Origin of the sequence: Chryseobacterium sp. KMC2 (assembly GCF_016756935.1) — a bacterium.
Taxonomy (GTDB): Bacteria; Bacteroidota; Bacteroidia; order Flavobacteriales; family Weeksellaceae; genus Chryseobacterium; species Chryseobacterium rhizosphaerae.
On the sequence record NZ_JAESIT010000009.1, the window covers coordinates 165,188 to 182,840 of the forward strand.

The following is a 17,653-nucleotide window of genomic DNA, read 5'->3' on the forward strand; positions in this document are numbered from 1 at the left end:
ATTTTGGTGCTAAAAATTTTAAATCCCAGCTATTTTACCGAAATTAGGGCTCGTTTTTTAAATGACTTTAGATACTTCAATAGAATATGTAAAAGGAATAGGTCCTGAAAGAGCCAAACTCATCAAAAGTGTGCTGGGCCTTTCCACCGTGGAAGATCTTCTGAACTTCTACCCTATCCGCTATCTGGATAAAAGTAAAATTTATACAGTCTCTCAGCTTGAGGAAAGTAATCTTGATATCCAGCTGAAAGGGAAAATCACCCAGATACAGGAAATCCAGACCGGAAAAACAAAAAGACTTTCCGCTAAATTTAATGACCATACTGGCAGTATAGATCTTGTATGGTTTCAATATTCAAAATGGCTGAAGGAACAGATTCCTATCAACCGTGATGTCTATATCTTTGGAAAGATCAATGTTTTCAACAGACAGTTTTCTATGCCACATCCGGAAATAGAAGCTGAGGAAAGTAAAGATAGTGACGTCCGCCTGAAACCTATTTATCCAAGTTCTGAAAAACTTACCAAAAGAGGACTGGGCCAAAAATTCTTTCAAAATGCTCTCAGGAATATCTGCAAAGAGATTCCTCAACTTATTGAGGAAAATTTCCCGGAATATTTAATGAAAACCTTCAAGTTTATCTCAAGGCAGCATGCTTTTCTAAATGTGCATTTCCCAAAAGATATGGAGCATTTTGATAAGGCTGACTTCAGACTTAAATTTGAAGAGTCATTCTTTTTCCAATTGGGCTATGGCTTAAAAAAGCTTCATCATAAAACCCAGTCTCACGGCAATCCTTTTCCCATTATTGGGGATCATTTCAATGATTTTTATGAAAATCACCTTCCTTTTGATCTTACAAATGCTCAGAAAAGGGTTTTAAAAGAAATCCGTATGGATATGAAAAAGCCTATTCAGATGAACAGGCTTTTACAGGGTGATGTAGGATCCGGAAAAACAATGGTAGGATTACTTACCATGCTGATTGCAATGGATAACGGTTTTCAGAGCTGTATGATGGCTCCTACAGAAATCCTTGCCCAGCAGCATTATAACGGAATGAAGGATTTATTACAGGAAACAAATATCAATATCCGGCTTCTCACCGGCTCTACCAAAGCTTCTGAAAGGAAAATCATTCACGCGGAGCTTGAAAGTGGCAGCCTTTCCATTCTGGTTGGCACTCATGCCGTATTAGAAGATAAGGTTAAATTTAAAAATTTAGGACTCGCTATTATTGATGAGCAGCATAGATTCGGAGTAGCACAACGGGCAAAACTTTGGGCAAAAAATAAAATTCCACCTCACATTCTTGTGATGACCGCAACTCCTATTCCAAGAACATTGGCGATGAGTTTTTATTCAGATCTTGATGTGTCTGTGATTGACGAAATGCCAGTGGGGAGAAAACCTATAATCACTGCTCACAGGCGTGAAAAAGATAGGGCGTATGTGTACAATTTCTGTAAAGATGAGATCAAGAAAGGAAGACAAATTTATTTTGTTTACCCACTTATTGAAGAGTCTGAAACTTTAGATTACAAAAATCTGATGGAGGGGATAGAGCATGTCATGGAATACTTCTCAGATTATAATGTCACCATGCTTCATGGAAAAATGAAGCCTGATGAAAAAGATGCTGCCATGACTTATTTTGCTTCAGGAAAAGCAGAAATTATGGTAGCTACAACGGTTATTGAGGTGGGAGTCAACGTTCCCAATGCATCTGTAATGGTTATTGAAAGTGCAGAAAGATTTGGTCTTTCACAACTTCACCAGCTTAGAGGACGTGTAGGAAGAGGAGCAGAACAAAGCTATTGTATTTTGATGACCTCAGATAAATTATCCAAGGAAAGCAGAACCCGTATCAGAACAATGACAGAGACCAATGATGGTTTCAAAATATCGGAAGTCGACATGCAACTTCGAGGTCCTGGAGATATCCTGGGAACTCAGCAGAGCGGTGTCGTAGATTTCAAAAGATTAGACCTTATCAATGATTCGGCAATCATTAAGACTACAAAAAATACTGTAGACAGAATTCTGGAGGCTGATCCAATGCTGGCAAGACCTGATAATCTCATCATCAAAAATTATTACATCAGGTATTACAAAGGAAAGAATAAGTGGAGCAAAATTTCATAAAAAAAACCGCAGAAAATCTTTCCTGCGGTCCCCTTATAAAACTGTTATTTAGAAGAAATTACTTCTTGTCTGCCTAAAGAAAATTTATTTTAATAGTTTAGGTTTAATATTTTGTGATGTGGTGTGAAAATATTTATGTATTATTTGAATAGATTTCAAACCATAACTATTAAAATAAATTATAAAAAAACAAAATGAATTATTTTTCCAACTTGCTTATTATAAAAACTAACTGAATATAGATGGAGACGAGGGAATGAAACGAATAAATATGTCTCCAACTACTTTGAGTTTTCATGATTGTACCGTTTTGTTTAAAGATCTTCTATGCTTTATAATTGGAAATTAATATAATTCATTTTGTTAAATAACATCGTGATTTATATAAATACTTGCTGTGAAACAATTACTCTTCATTCATCTGTATCTTTTATTTATATCAAATTTGTGTCACTGATTCTATACTACAAAAGTCTGCATTTTTATTGAAAACCTTTTTATATTATTTCAGTTATTAATTATAAAATTTTCACCTATTTGTGAATACTATGTGATAAATATCGTTAAATTATCAAAAAATGGAATTAAAAAAACTATCACTACTTACACTTTCAGAATAAAATTCTCTTTATTTAAACCCGAAGTATGATACTGCCAATTGATCGTAATAACTTCTGTGAGTACTTTTTTCAGCTGATCAAATGCTTCCGGTTTTTTGATATATACATTTCCTCCTTTTACAAAGATATCTTCCACTTCATTTTCGGGAATTGATTCAGAATATATGGCTATTACCATATTGTTAAACTTCTGGTTATCCCTAATCTCCTCAATCCATTCTAAACTATTTTTCTCAGGAATTTCATACCTCATAAAGACAATTTCAGGAATAACAGCCTCTTCATTATTCAGATACTTCATTAAGGATATCCCACTGTTAAAACATTGAACTTTTATAGAAATTTTTAGCTCTTTAAATATATTTTTAAAAAAAATTAGAGTGTTTTCATTATCATCTGCTACGATTACGTTCAGAAATTCTTTATTCATACTGCATTTTATGGTTTATGGCCGTATTTTGGGCTCTGCGTCTTTTCCCTAGTATTTTTTGAAACTGGGAGGGGGTGATTCCGGTTGTATTTTTAAACTGAGTACTTAGATGAGCTACACTGGAGTAATTCAATTTGTGGGCAATTTCTGTGAGGCTTTGCTTATTTCTTATAATTAACACTTTAGCATGTTCTATTTTTTGCAAAATAATAAAGTTCTCAATAGAAGTAAAAGCAACTTCTGAAAAAAGATTGGAAAGATATCCATAGCTGTGATTCAGCTTTTCAGAAATATAAATAGATGCTTTTACAGGGATAATCTCTTCAGAAAAAACAAGTTCTACGATAGCATCTTTTATTTTTTGTACCAAAGCCGTTTTCTGGCTTTCAATAATTTCGATACCATACTCTCCAAGATGTTTCTTAAAAAGATGATGTTGTTCCTGCGTTAGGGGTTCGTAAAACTCTACCTCTCCAAAGTTCAGCAACCTGTATTTCAGCCCGTGTTCTTTAAGTTTTTCATCTAACACTTTCTTACAGAGAGTGTTGAAATCAAATTTTACATACATTTTCATCCTATTATAGTAAGTCAAATTTTCAGTAAATATAATGATTTATTTCAATTAAATGTGAAATAGGTTTCTTTTTTTCGACAATGTATCCACAAAAAAATTCCTGCATTCAAGAATACAGGAATTTAAACACTAAGGATGAAAAAAATATACTGATAAAAAGCTAAATCAGCTCAAAACCAAGCATATGAATGTATTATTAAAAGTGATTTGGTTCTGAAGCAAAGATGATTCAAAAAAAGAAATCACTTGTTATAGAATTACAAGAGAAAGTTACAAGATTTTAAGTCAATCATTTGTGAATTAGAAACTCCATCAAAAAATCGTCCATTACAAACCCTCTTCCAATATCAAAAGTTCCTTCCCCAAACACCTTGTATCCCTGGGATTCATAAAAATTTCTGGCAGAATTATATTTATTAACATTCAAAATAATTCTTTCATTTCCATTTTCAGCTACTTTAAGATTCAAAAATTGAAGTGCCTCTTTTCCAAATCCTTTTCCTTTGCTTTCCGGAACCAGATAAATACGGTGGAGCTTTGTGGTCTGAGGTTCATAATCGTGTTCATATCCGATAAAACCTTCAAAGGAACTGTTATTTTCATCCTGAATCAGATAATAATGATAATCCGGATTTTGGAGATGATTTTCAATTTCAGTCTCAGAATACATTTCTGCAAGCATATACTCCATCTGTTCAGCCGAAAGAATATCTGCATAAGCATTTTCCCAGGATCTTCTTGCTAAATCCTGAATCAAAGGAATGTCCTTTGCTGTCGCTTCTATTAATTTCATTATTTTTATTTTATGATTAAAAAAAGTGAAAAGTCTGAACTTTTCACTTTATGAGATTATATCAATTATCTGTTTTCAACAATGAGTCGGTCTATATTAATTTCTATTCACTGCTGACGCTTGATATTCTATTTAAATATTTGCCATTTCAGCTTTGATCTTTGCATAAAGACCTTCTGAAGCAGGAACCAAAGGAAGTCTAAGGTGGTTTTTAATAATTCCTTTTTTAGCAAGAATTACTTTAATCCCACAAGGATTCCCTTCAGCAAAAATTAAACGTGTGATTTCAACCAGCTTATTATGAATTTCATAAGCTTCTTTCACCTTTCCTTCAAAAGCCAGCTGTACCATTGTGGAAAACTCTTTAGGATATCCCTGTCCAATCACAGAAATAACACCATTTCCACCAGCCAACGTCACAGGAAGTGTATACTCATCATCACCGGAAACCAATGAAAACCCTTCAGGCTTTTTCCTTAAAATATCAAAATACTGAAGAATATTGGGTGCTGCTTCCTTGATCATAAACAGATTAGGAAATTCCTTTGCAATACGAATAGTAGTATCTGCATCAATATTCTGCCCTGTTCTTGAAGGAACATTGTAGATGATGATTTTTTTCCCTGTGGAAGCCAACACCTTGTAATGTTGGTAAAGTCCTTCCTGGTTAGGCTTATTGTAATATGGAGATACAGAAAGCACTGCTTCAAATGCAGAAAGATCTGCTTCTTCAATCTGTTTCTTTACTTCAAGAGTATTGTTACCGCCAATTCCTAATACCAAAGGAAGACGTTTATTATTTACCTTAATGATATGCTCAATTACCTGTTTCTTTTCTTCATCAGAAAGCGTAGCGGCTTCTGCCGTAGTTCCCAATACTACCAAATAATTGGTTCCGTTTTCAATATTGTATTCAACAAGTTTGGTTAAACTGTCGAAGTCAACGGATAAATCTTCATTAAAGGGTGTTACCAATGCAACACCTACTCCTTTTAAAATGCTCATCTGTTCGAATTATTTTTGTCAAATTTAATAATTTACAATAAGAATTTGTAATAAATAATAATGTTTTATTATTCATATGGTTATATTTGCATATACTAAAAGATATTATGAAAAATAAATTCTTGTTACTAGGAATTGCTCTGGCATCGCTTACCGCCTGCAAAACAGCATCCACGCTGCAGCTTGCAAACGTACAGCCCCAGCAGAATATTTCTATTAATAACGAGCTAAAGAATGATGAGGAGTTTGTAAAGGTAATTGAACCTTATAAAGAGAAACTGGACCGGGAAATGAATCAGAAAATTTCTCATACAAATGTAGACCTTACAAAGCAGGGAGACAACAGCAATCTCGGTAATCTTTTAGCAGATTATACATTTGAAGGAGGGAATGAATGGGCAAAAATAAATCTTAAGAAAAATGTAGATGCTGCCTTGATCAATATCGGAGGAATCCGTACAACCATTGGAAAAGGTGATATTATGCTGAAAAACGTTTTTGAAGTAATGCCTTTCGAAAATGAGATGATTATTGTGAAAATGAAAGGGACAGATCTTCAGGGTCTTTTTGATTATTATGCAAAAACCCAGGTCAACAACCCTGTTTCCCATCTGTATATTGAAACAAAAAACGGACAGCTTAATCAATCGTTAATTAACGGACAAAAAATAGACACTGATAAAGACTATTATATCGCTACCTCAGACTATCTTGCTTTGGGTGGAGATAATATGAAATTCTTTGCCAAAGGAGAATCAATTCCGACAGGAATAAAACTTAGAGATTTATTTATTGAATATTTCAAGAAAACTCCGGAAGTAGTGCCTAATACAGATGTTCGTTTAAATTTTATCGGTAAAAAGTAATGGATAGAAAAAGTTTTTTAAAAGCAATAGGTGGTGGAACTTTAGCAATGGCTTTAGCTCCTAATATGATGAAGGCGGAAGGATTAGCTATTCCTGGATTACAATCCGCAACTAAACTGACTATTCTTCATACCAATGATCAGCATAGCAGAATAGAGCCTTTTGATGCAAGCTATACCAAAAACCCAAATCAGGGAGGTTTTGCCAGAAGAGCTAGCTTAATTCAACAGATCAGAAATCAGGAATCTAATGTATTACTTCTTGATTCCGGAGATATTTTTCAGGGAACTCCCTATTTTAACTTCTTTGGAGGTGAGCTGGAATTTAAATTAATGTCCATGATGAAGTATGATGCTTCTACCATGGGAAATCATGATTTTGACAATGGTTTAGATGGATTTTCAAAGGTTCTTCCTACTGCAAAGTTCCCATTTATCTGTTCTAATTATGATTTCAAGAATACAATACTTGACGGAAAAACTTCTCCATATAAGATCTTTAATAAAAACGGTATTAAAGTAGGAATTTTTGGAGTAGGCATCCAGCTGGATGGTCTTGTGGGTAAAAAGCAATATGGAGAAACCGTATACTCTAACCCTATTGATGTAGCACAGCATTATTCAAACTTTCTGAAAAAAGACCAAAAATGTGATCTTGTAATCTGTCTTTCCCACATTGGGTATGATTACAAAGACGAACCTAATAAAATAAGTGATAAAATTTTAGCTGCCAGTACAGAAAATATTGATATTATTTTAGGCGGCCATACCCACACGTTCCTTCCTGAGCCTCAAACTTTCACCAACAGACAAGGTAAGAATGTCTTGGTTAACCAGGTTGGATGGGCAGGGCTTCTTTTGGGAAGAATAGATTTTCACTTTGATACAAATAAAAACGTACAGCATATCTCCTGGAACAATCAGGTAATAGACAGCAGCATAATAGCATAATATGAAAAAACTCTCTTTAATTTCTCTTGGTATTTTAGCATCCCTGCAGTTTACAAAAGCGCAGGTCATTTCATCAAAAAAATGGTCAGATCTGTTTTCCTACAATAATGTCCTGGCCATGAAAGAAGACAATGGAAAAATAATAGCCGCAACAGAAAACGGATTATTCTATTATACTATAGGAAGTGGAGAGATTACAAAACTGTCTAAAGCTAACGGACTCCATAATATCGGAATCACCGCTTTTGATTATAATTCACAAACCAAGACAGGTCTTATTGGGTATTCCGATGGATCTATGGATGTGATTAGTCCTCAGGAAATTAAATACATTGTTGATATTCCTAAAGCCACAGGTTACAATGGAAATAAAAAAGTTAACCATATTTCTATTACAGGAGATAAGGCAGTTATTTCTGTAGGGTATGGAGTCTCTATATTTGATCTTAAAAAGAAAGAATTTGGAGATTCTGCATTTTTCCTTAGTGGAGGGATATACGAAGCCAGTAACGAAGCGACCATATTTGGAAACAAAATTTATTCTGTAACCAATACAGGATTGAAAAGCCATGAGATTAATACTACATTCCCTGTATTTTCTACATGGACAACAGAAGTTCCGGGAGCATTCAAAAATATAGATGCTGAATCTGAATTGGTGTTTTCATCCGCCACCTCGGCATTCATGTATAATAATGGTACTCCCACTCCACTTCCTGCCAGTTTTGCAAATATTCAGGATGTGGTGATCACCCCAAATAATATTGTAGTAACCGATAACAGAATCTATACCTTTGGACTCAACGGTATTTCTTTAAATGCTATAAGTCTTGGAGAAGATTGTAACACGGCTACAATGGCAGGTGGAAAAGTGTTCGGAGGAACTGTATTATCCGGAATAAAAGATGAAGGTAACAATACTTATAAACCTTCTGGTCCGTATTTTAATTTTACCTATAAATTAAATCTGTACGATAACAATCAGATGCTTGTCTCCAGTGGGGCAAGAGCAGATATCTATAACTTCCCGGTAGAAAATCCTAAAAAACCAGGGTTCTATTATTTTAACGGTACCGAATGGATATATCCTTCCTATTTTAATAAGGCGGATGTAGGGCAAGTCAATGTACTCGATGCAGTCATGAGCCCCATCAGTAATAATGAAGTATTCTTTACCAATTATACTATGTTTAACAATGGAGTCTATAAAATGAAATACAATGCAAGCAGCAAAGACTTTGAATTGGTAAAATATTATAATGTAGGGGGAGAACCTTTTTACCGACGTCCTGTAGGTTTTGCTACAGATGCTCAAAGCAACCTTTTTGTTTCAATTGCATTTACCGACAACGGTATTCCTTCAATGGGAATTTATGATAAAGCAGCAGATGATTTTATCATTAAAAAATATACTATTTCAAGTTCAGGGGTACAAAAACCTATTCTATATGAAAATATGCTTTGGACACCTCTACCGAGAACAAATAATTTCTGGGTGTATGACTATAAGAATGCAACCAATCTTTCTGACGATACCGATTATTTATTAAAGGAATCTAATGGAATTGCAGGTGAAGGAACTTTATCTGTAGCATTTGATAAATCCGGAGATGCATGGATTGGCAGTGATAATGGGTTAAGAATTCTTCCCAACGCAGCTTCTGAGATAAAAACTCCAAGTCCTACAGCATCCCCTATTATTATAGAACAAAATGGTCTTCCGGAAGAACTTTTCAGAGACTCACAGATTCTTCAGATTGAAGTGGATGCAGGGGATTATAAGTGGGTATCTGTAGAAGGTGGTGGTGTATACTATCTTTCTTCTAATGGAGAAAAGACAATAAAACATTTTACAAAAGAAAACTCCCCCCTTCCTACCAATAGTATAACAGATATCAAGGTAGATAAGAAGACCGGTAAAGTATATTTCGTCACCTATAACGGTATTGTCACTTATCAGGGAGATGTTGCAGATGTAAATTCAAATTTTGGAGATGTATTAGTGTACCCGAATCCTGTAGTATATTCTAACTTTAAGGGAAAGGTTACCATTAAAGGTCTGGCAGAAAAAACGAACATAAGAATTGTAGATGCAGCAGGAAATGTAGTACATTCGGCTGTGGCAAGAGGTGGCTACTACGAATGGGATCTTAACAATCAGAGAGGAACAAGAGTAGCTTCAGGTATTTATTTTGTATTAATGACTAATGAAGACGGTTCTGATAAAGCTACAGCCAAAATAGGGGTAGTCAATTAATGAATTCACAAAACGGATTTTTACTTTCATTTATAAAGTATGGAGAAAATGATGCTGTACTGCATTGTTTTACAGAAGAGGAGGGTTTTCAGACTTATTTTCTTAAAGGGGTTTACTCCAAGAGAAATAAAAAGAAAGCCCTGCTGCAGCCGTTGAGCAAACTCAGCTTTTCCATAAACCCAATAAGAGGTAACGGCATAGCATCAGTATCAAAGTTTGAACTGGTAAAAAACAATGATATTTATAATGATATAAAAGTAAATACCATTATTTTTTTTATTTCGGATTTCCTTAGTCAGATTCTTAAGTTTGAAAATAAAAACCTCAATATATTTTTTAGTATTGATGAATTTATTGATCAGCTTATCAACAAAAATTATCAATCACATCTTCTTTTTTTACTTGCTGTTTTAAAAATTCAGGGAGTTGCTCCCTTAATTGGTGAAGGAAGATTTTTAGATCCGGAAACGGGCACTTTTTCAGCCAGTTCCACCCACCACATCTTCAGTGAAGAAATCTCATTACTATGGAGAACAGCTCTCACTGCCCAAAATTTTTATACCATTAAAATCCATTCTTCTGTGAGGAAAGATTTCCTGGATAGTCTTTTGGTCTATTACCATTATCATATCACCGATTTTAAAACACCTGCTTCATTGGAAATTATACAGCAGATATTCGAATAGAGTAAAGCTAACCAGCAAATTTATTTTTCGCTATTTCGCTTCCTCCGGCATTTCAGTTTCAGATTCTGCAATTTCTTTTTTGGTGAATCTTGGCTGCAGAATTTTCGCGATCAATCCCGTCCAGCCTGTCTGATGAGAAGCCCCTACCCCACGGCCATTATCACCATGAAAATATTCATAAAATAAAATATAATCTTTAAAATCCGGATCCGTCTGGAATCTTTCGTACTGACCATTCACTGGGCGTTTCCCATTTTCGTCTTTTAAAAATATTTTCGAGAGTCTTTTACTTAAAGCATCCGCTATCTGATCCAGATTAGAGTAATTCCCACTCCCTGTAGGGTATTCTACCATAAAATCCGGGCTGTAGTAGAAGAAAAAACGCTGAAGACTTTCAATAATAAGAAAATTAATAGGAAACCAAACGGGTCCACGCCAGTTGCTATTTCCACCAAAGAGCCCGCTATCACTTTCTGCAGGGGTGTATTTCACACAATAATCCGTTTCATTAAGCTGTAAAGTATATGGATTTTGCTCATATTCTTTCGACAAAGCTCTGACTCCGTAATCACTTAAAAATTCCTCCGGATTCAGCATCCTGCTCAACAGTCTTTTTAGACGATGGCCGCGAAGCAAAGATAAGAGGTGTTTAGAATCCTGTCCTTTAACTTCCCATCTGGAAACCAGAGAAGCGAGTTCCGGTTTATTTTCCAGTACCCATTTCATTCTCTTCTTAAAATTGGGAAGATTTTCAATCATTTCGTCATCTATGACCTCAACGGCAAACATCGGTATCAACCCTACAATTGTCCTTAACCTTAAGTACATATGGGTATTGTCACTGGAGGCAATCGCATCATAAAAAAATTCATCTTCCTCATCCCAAAGGCTGAAATTTTCATCACCCATATTATCCAACGAATGGGCAATAGACAGAAAATGTTCAAAAAACTTCATAGCCATTTCTTCATACACCTTATTATATAATGCCAGTTCGAGTGCTATTCTCATCATATTAAGGGCAAACATGGCCATCCAGCTTGTCCCGTCAGCCTGTTCGAGCTGCTCACCATTGGGAAGCACAGAATTCCTGTCGAAAACACCAATATTATCAAGCCCTAAAAATCCTCCTTCAAAAATATTATTCCCGTTACTGTCTTTTTTGTTCACCCACCAGGTAAAGTTCATCAGCAGTTTCTGAAATGCACTTTCAAGAAATTCAAGATCCGGTTTGCCTCGTATATATTCATCAATTTTAAACACCCTGAAAACAGCCCACGCATGTACCGGAGGATTAACATCGCTGAAATTCCATTCATAGGCAGGAAGCTGGCCGTTAGGATGCATATACCATTCAAACAGGAAAAGTTTAAGCTGATGTTTGGCAAAATCAGGATCTATTAATGAAAAGCTGATAGTATGGAAAGCCAGATCCCAGGTTGCATACCATGGATATTCCCATTTATCAGGCATGGAGATAATATGGGCATTGTTTAGATGCTTCCAGTCATAATTTCTTATTTTATCCCTGGATTTTGGTGGTGATATTTCTGTAGGATCTCCTTTCAGCCATTTTTCTACATTGTAATGATAGAACATTTTATTCCAGAGCATTCCTGCAAATGCCTGTCTCTGCACCATTTTTTCATCTTCTGACTGAATCCCCTTCTGGACTTCAGCATAAAATTCATCTGCTTCTTTCTGTCTCAGATTAAAAATAGGATCAAAATCATTAAAGGGTTCTTTCAATTCTTTATCCGTCATCCTGAATTCAAAGGTTTTTGACTCTTTACCTTTAAAATCTTCATCAATAAAGAACGAGGCTTTTGTGCCTACATTTTGGGAGTTAACCGACTGAGCATTCCCTGTCAATATAAAATTATTAATCCCGTCTTTGCAGTATTCTGATGTATTAGGTGACCGATAAAGTCTTTTGTTATTGGTTTCATTATCACAAAACAAGGTTTTTATAGATTGTTTTGCATAGATATTTTTTATTTCAAGGTCTTTATGACTTAGTCTGATATGATCTGCTTCATGGGCGCTCATCTCCGGTTGATATTCATCATACCCCCAATTCCATGTATTTCTGAACCAGACGGTAGGCAGTATAACAAGAGAAGATTCTTTTTCAGTCTTGTTGATAATGGTAAGTCTTATTAAAATATCATTTGGACCTTCTTTAGCATATTCAATGAAAATATCAAAGTATTCATTAGTATCAAAAATTCCTGTATCAATGAGCTCATATTCAGGTTCTGTTTTACCTCTTTCTGCATTGGTTTTCACAAGATCTGCATATGGGAAAGCATTTTGCGGATATTTGTACAACATCTTCATATAAGAATGGGTAGGGGTAGAATCCAGGTAATAAAAGTATTCCTTCACATCCTCACCATGATTTCCCTGTCCGTTGGTAAGACCAAAGAACCGTTCTTTCACCATTTCATCCTTTTTATTCCAGAATCCGACAGAAAAGACCAATTGCTGAAGGTCATCACAGATGCCACATATCCCTTCTTCACCCCATCTGTATGTTTTAGCTTCTGCAGTATTATGACTGGTATAATTCCAGGCATCCCCGTTCTCGCTGTAATCCTCACGTACCAGTCCCCATTCACGATTACTTACATAGGGGCCCCATTTTTTCCATGAAATATCTGAAATTCTCTGTTTTTCTGACATAATGAAATCATTAGTAATTCAACATCCTCTACTTTGAAATTTTAAAACCTGCCACACCCAACTTATAACCCTCACCTATCCTCCGGTTGAAAAGCTCTCAAACGTAGTCATTCCCCCATCAACAAAAATGCTGGTTCCGGTTATATAATCTGCTAGGTCACTGGCGAGAAATGCTGCTAAGTTTCCTATATCTTGCGGCTGTCCGATTCTGTTGTAAGGGATCAGGGTAAGAAGAGCATTAAGTGCTTCGGGAGTTTCCCAGGCCTCTTTATTTATTGGAGTCTGGATGGCTCCCGGACAAATAGAATTGACCCGGATCCTATCCGCTCCGTATTCCTGGGCTAAGGTCTGCATCAGCATTCTGACAGCCCCTTTACTCGATGCATAGTTGGCATGCCCTGCCCAGGGAATAATTTCATGAACGGAACTGATGTGAATAATTTTACCACAGGCAATAGATCGGGATGGATCAATGCCCCGACGTAAAAATTCTTTGACAGCTTCTCTTGCGCAGAGGAATTGTCCCGTCAGGTTGACACCAATCACGGCATTCCATTGATCTATTGTCATCTCTGTAAATTGGGCATCTTTTTGAATCCCCGCATTATTAACCAATATATCCACAGTACCCAATTGAGAGACAACATCCTGAAACATGGCAATGACCTGATCTTCTTTAGAAACATCACACTGGTAGGTGATACCTTTCCCTCCTGCATCAGTAATTTCTTTTAAAACAGCCTGTGCTTCTTCTAAAGACCTTTGTGAGGAGTGGTTGACAACAACGGCAGCGCCTGCAGCAGCCAAAGATTTTGCAATTCCTGAACCTATTCCACTGGAGGCTCCTGTAACGATAGCCACCTGATTATGAAGTGATATTTCCATGTTTTGTCATTTGGTGATACTCAAAGTTATGGAAAGAAATCAGGAGGACGGGAATTTTGAATTTAAAATTTTCTTAAAGTTTCTTGTACATAAGATACTGAGGTCCACTTCTTCCGATTCTCGTTTTCCCTTCATAGGAATATCCCGCCTTAAGGTAAATATGATAGGCTGACTCATTTTTCTGATTCACAGCAAGAACAATTTCATGGCAATCTTTGAAATGATTTCTGATAAAATCATCCACTTTCATCATGGCTGTTTTTCCTATTCCTTTTCCCTGCATTTCAGGATTTACAGATAATGATCTTACCAGAACAGAATTTTTGTTATCAGTCAGTTCCAGCTTATCTTGACCAAAATCAAGTACGAAAAAGCCGACAGGATTCCCATCCTCAAAAATGGTAACAGGAAATGCATCATGATCATCCCTTTCTTCTATTCTCTGCAAAGCTTCTTCTGCTAATGCTGTAAATTGTGATTGCTTTTCGTCCAGCGTATATGTAATGGCTGAAAGATGTTCCGGAGTATAAAATTCTAAGCTTATCATAGTCAAATTTAGTGATGATAGATATCTTCATACATTACCCCTGCACGTATTTCCACAGGAAGTTTATTTTCTTCAGGCACAATAGGGCAGTTATAATCGTAGGCATTGTAAGCACAATAAGGATGGTAGGACTGATTAAAATCCAGTACTATTGTATTTCCTTTTGGAATTTTCAGATCCAAATATTTTCCCCCACCATAGGTTTCTTTTTCATTGGTAGCATCCCGGAATGGAAGAAAAAGATAGTCCTGATATTTCTTCTGCTTAATTAAATCCAGGCTTTGGTATAAAGTAAGGGTATAGGGCTTTCCGTCCAGCTCAAAGCTTGCCTTTCCATATTCCTGGTAAGACTTTGTTTTCCCTGAAGAAGTTGGAAGATCAAAAGGCTTTGTATCTTTTGATTTAACAAATTTTGCCGTAATTCTATATTTTATATCGATTGGAAAGAAAGGATGTTCTTTAAAATTTTTAAAGTTATCTCCCCGCAAGGGCGTTTCTTTCGGATTCAGATATTCAGCATTGAGTTCTTTCTGAAATTTTTTCACATCCATCACTTCTTTAGAAGTCGTTTTTTGGGGAAAAGCCCAAAAAGGAAGGATCAAAAAGAGCCATATAATTTTTTTCATAAATGCTATAAATTATAAGTAAAACTATGAATTTTTCAGGGTTTAAACAGTTAAAATTATAATAAAAAGTATAATCTGTTTTAAATAAAACACGCTTTTGTGAAGTTAGCATGCTTTTTGAGAAGCAAAGCTCATGGACAGGAAAAAATTCATTAAGACAAGTGTATTAGCAGTATCAGGCTTTTATTTTCTTCAATCTAATCTATTCTGGGCTGCAGAGCGGACAAGCGATAAGCAAAACAAAATTATAGAAGCTCCGATTGTTATCATTGGTAGTGGGTATGGAGGGGCTGTATCTGCTTTACGTCTTTGTGAAGCCGGAAAAAAAGTAGTGTTGCTGGAAATGGGGCTCAACTGGGAAAAGTCAGGAATTCCTTTTTCTAACCTGCTGAAACCGGGAAAAAGTTCTGCTTGGCTTAAAAAGAAAAGCATTGCCCCATTCATGAATATTTTTTCTTTAACTCCTTTTACCGGAACCCTGGACCGTTTAGATTTTGATCATATTAATATCTGGGTTGGGCGGGGTGTTGGCGGTGGATCGCTCGTTAACGGAGGAATGGCAGTAACTCCTAAAGAAAGTTATTTCAAAGAAGTTTTCCCCCAGCTGGATGCAGAGAAGTTTTATCATCATTATTTCCCTTTGGTTCACGAAGAGCTTAAGGTAAATATCATTGATGAGGAGTTTTTAAAAGACTGTCCTTATTACAAATTTACACGGGTGGGAGAAGAGGAAGCTCATCAGGCTGGTTTTAAAACGATGAGAGTTCCCAATGTATATGATTTTAAATATATGGAGAAAGAATTTCGAAATGAAGTTCCCCGCTCTGCTCTTAATACTGAAGTGATCTATGGAAACAATCATGGTAAAAACAGTTTAGACAAAACCTATCTTAAGAAAGCACTGGAAACGGGAAATCTTGAAATTCTTGATCTTCACCGGGTAGATGATATAAAACTGAATGATGATAAAACCTATACCGTAAACGTACAACAGACTGATACATCAGGTGCTCTAATTGCTGATAAAATATTCCATTGTAAAAAGCTTATTCTTGCTGCAGGTACAATGGGAACTTTACAGCTTCTGTTGCGATCCAATGCTGTAAACGGATTGCCTCTTCACGAAGGCATCGGAAAAAACTGGGGTAACAATGGGAACTTTATGACCGGAAGGAATTGGGTAAAGCCTCTGTCCGGAGGAACAGGAGCAAAGCAATCTACCATTCCGGTAGGTGGTATTGACAACTGGGATGATAAGGAACATCCCTTCTTTACTGAGATTGCACCTTTGCCTATGGGAATGGATGTAGCCACTGCCTTGTATTTATTAATTAACCGGGTTGATAAAAAAGGAGAAGTGACATATGATACCATCAATCGGTCTCTGAAGTTGAATTGGGATGAAAGCCATACGGTCAAAATGAAGGAAAATGCCAAATACTTTGTCAGAAAAATGAATAAAGCCAATGGAGGAACCAGAAGTCATTTCCTGTTCAATAATGGTTTTGGAGCAGATATCTGCTATCATCCGCTCGGAGGATGTGTACTGAGTGAAACCACTAATGAATATGGTAAATTAAAGGAACATGAAAATCTCTATGTTTTAGATGGGTCATTAATCCCCGGAACAATTGGAGTAAATCCTTTTGTTACCATTACTGCCATTGCAGAATACTGTATTGAAAACCTGATCAAAGGGAATGAATTTGCTTAAATCACGGCATTGATTTTACTTCAAGAAGATAAGTTCTGATGTCACTTTCAAGTTTAGAAGGATACGTAAAGTTCAGTTTTTGAGCTAAAGCAGTTCCCAGCTCATGAACCAGGTCAGCGAAAGCAAACAGAGCAGTCCAGTTTTTGTCAATGGAGCTTCCGGAAAATGTAGCCTCCACTCTACTCCATAAATCTTCAGGCAGGTATTTTTTAAAAAGTCTTCCATGCTTATTGGTAGTCATGTTATCCCAGTTATGGTCGTTACCAATATGCCATTCAACCAGACTAACCAAATATTCTGCTCTCAGGATATTCTCAGACATGAATTTAGCATAAAAAATATCACCCCGTTTCAGACATTTTGCCACATAGGTGGTATCCCACCAGAAATCATTCATCAGCTGTTGAAATTCTTTTTCATCAGGCTTATGAATCATGATAGACTGATAAGTGGGAGGTTTCAGATCTTTTGTCAGGCCATCTTTATCAATCAGCACTTTATATCCTACATCCCAATCTTCTGGAAGTGCTCCTTTTTGTACTTCTTCCATAAATTCAGACACCTGATACAGCTTAAAATCAACTTTTACATGATCTCTGTACAAAACCATTTTCATGGCATGTCTTCCTTCAAAAACAGTATCATCTTCCTCAATCATAGAAATGGGATCTCCAAAAAGCTGAAGCCAGCTATTTCCGGATTCATAGTCTTTTCGGCTTTCAAAAACCAGTTCTACATCAAGATCACTCAGGTCATCTACCGGAGCATAAGGATTCACCAATGAGCTGGTCAGAAGAACAGCCCGGATATCGGGATTATTTTCAGCCCACTGAATAATTTGTTCCAGCTTTTCCTCTCTTATTTTCATA

The 17,653-nt window shown here is 36.1% G+C and carries 15 protein-coding genes; 6 read left to right on the plus strand and 9 right to left on the minus strand.

What is annotated here, in order from left to right; genetic code table 11:
- The first annotated feature begins 61 nt into the window (after positions 1 to 61).
- Positions 62 to 2,146, plus strand: coding sequence for an ATP-dependent DNA helicase RecG (gene recG / locus JML65_RS12685; protein WP_202271069.1), 2,085 nt, complete (start codon positions 62 to 64; stop codon positions 2,144 to 2,146).
- 603 nt (positions 2,147 to 2,749) lie between these two features.
- On the opposite strand, the gene JML65_RS12690 is transcribed toward recG, so the two are convergent.
- The 4 genes from JML65_RS12690 to dapA all read right to left on the minus strand — a co-directional run bounded on the left by JML65_RS12690 (position 2,750) and on the right by dapA (position 5,568).
- Entirely contained in the window at positions 2,750 to 3,196 is a 447-nt protein-coding gene (locus tag JML65_RS12690) for a response regulator (RefSeq protein ID WP_084086741.1), read from the minus strand.
- Positions 3,189 to 3,770, minus strand: coding sequence for a helix-turn-helix domain-containing protein (locus JML65_RS12695; protein WP_047489319.1), 582 nt, complete (start codon positions 3,768 to 3,770; stop codon positions 3,189 to 3,191). The genes JML65_RS12690 and JML65_RS12695 overlap by 8 nt, the downstream gene beginning before the upstream one ends.
- Before the next feature lie 289 nt (positions 3,771 to 4,059).
- Positions 4,060 to 4,563: a GNAT family N-acetyltransferase gene (locus JML65_RS12700; RefSeq protein WP_202271070.1), complete on the minus strand. Its 504-nt coding sequence runs from the start codon at positions 4,561 to 4,563 to the stop codon at positions 4,060 to 4,062.
- A 132-nt stretch (positions 4,564 to 4,695) separates the two neighbouring features.
- A complete protein-coding gene (gene dapA, locus JML65_RS12705) occupies positions 4,696 to 5,568 on the minus strand; it encodes a 4-hydroxy-tetrahydrodipicolinate synthase (RefSeq protein ID WP_202271071.1) in 873 nt (290 codons plus the stop codon).
- 107 nt (positions 5,569 to 5,675) lie between these two features.
- On the opposite strand from dapA, the gene JML65_RS12710 reads away from it, so the two are divergent.
- Genes JML65_RS12710 through recO form a run of 4 tightly spaced genes read left to right on the plus strand, consistent with a single transcriptional unit; the run spans position 5,676 to position 10,327 of the window.
- Complete coding sequence (locus JML65_RS12710; protein ID WP_202271072.1) at positions 5,676 to 6,434, plus strand: 5'-nucleotidase C-terminal domain-containing protein; 759 nt, start codon at positions 5,676 to 5,678, stop codon at positions 6,432 to 6,434.
- Positions 6,434 to 7,384: a bifunctional metallophosphatase/5'-nucleotidase gene (locus tag JML65_RS12715; RefSeq protein WP_202271073.1), complete on the plus strand. Its 951-nt coding sequence runs from the start codon at positions 6,434 to 6,436 to the stop codon at positions 7,382 to 7,384. Before JML65_RS12710 ends, JML65_RS12715 begins: the two co-directional genes overlap by 1 nt.
- Position 7,385: 1 nt before the next feature.
- A complete protein-coding gene (locus JML65_RS12720) occupies positions 7,386 to 9,641 on the plus strand; it encodes a hypothetical protein (RefSeq protein ID WP_202271074.1) in 2,256 nt (751 codons plus the stop codon).
- On the plus strand, positions 9,641 to 10,327 hold the full coding sequence (recO, locus tag JML65_RS12725) for a DNA repair protein RecO (protein ID WP_202271075.1): 687 nt from the start codon (positions 9,641 to 9,643) through the stop codon (positions 10,325 to 10,327). Before JML65_RS12720 ends, recO begins: the two co-directional genes overlap by 1 nt.
- 30 nt (positions 10,328 to 10,357) lie before the next feature.
- On the opposite strand, the gene JML65_RS12730 is transcribed toward recO, so the two are convergent.
- The 4 genes from JML65_RS12730 to JML65_RS12745 form a co-directional block, all read right to left on the minus strand.
- A complete protein-coding gene (locus JML65_RS12730) occupies positions 10,358 to 13,012 on the minus strand; it encodes an MGH1-like glycoside hydrolase domain-containing protein (protein ID WP_202271076.1) in 2,655 nt (884 codons plus the stop codon).
- Positions 13,013 to 13,087: 75 nt separating this feature from the next.
- Positions 13,088 to 13,897, minus strand: a complete 810-nt coding sequence (locus JML65_RS12735; RefSeq protein WP_202271077.1) for a glucose 1-dehydrogenase — start codon at positions 13,895 to 13,897, stop codon at positions 13,088 to 13,090.
- 73 nt (positions 13,898 to 13,970) lie between these two features.
- Positions 13,971 to 14,444, minus strand: coding sequence for a GNAT family N-acetyltransferase (locus JML65_RS12740; protein WP_202271078.1), 474 nt, complete (start codon positions 14,442 to 14,444; stop codon positions 13,971 to 13,973).
- A gap of 8 nt (positions 14,445 to 14,452) precedes the next feature.
- Positions 14,453 to 15,070 carry a DUF1684 domain-containing protein gene (locus tag JML65_RS12745; RefSeq protein ID WP_202271079.1) on the minus strand — a complete coding sequence of 206 codons (618 nt, stop codon included), beginning with the start codon at positions 15,068 to 15,070 and terminating at the stop codon, positions 14,453 to 14,455.
- Between the two features lie 133 nt (positions 15,071 to 15,203).
- On the opposite strand from JML65_RS12745, the gene JML65_RS12750 reads away from it, so the two are divergent.
- Complete coding sequence (locus tag JML65_RS12750; protein WP_202271080.1) at positions 15,204 to 16,784, plus strand: GMC family oxidoreductase N-terminal domain-containing protein; 1,581 nt, start codon at positions 15,204 to 15,206, stop codon at positions 16,782 to 16,784.
- Between the two features lies 1 nt (position 16,785).
- On the opposite strand, the gene JML65_RS12755 is transcribed toward JML65_RS12750, so the two are convergent.
- Positions 16,786 to 17,652, minus strand: a complete 867-nt coding sequence (locus JML65_RS12755) for an AadS family aminoglycoside 6-adenylyltransferase (protein ID WP_202271081.1) — start codon at positions 17,650 to 17,652, stop codon at positions 16,786 to 16,788.
- Between the last annotated feature and the right edge of the window lies 1 nt (position 17,653).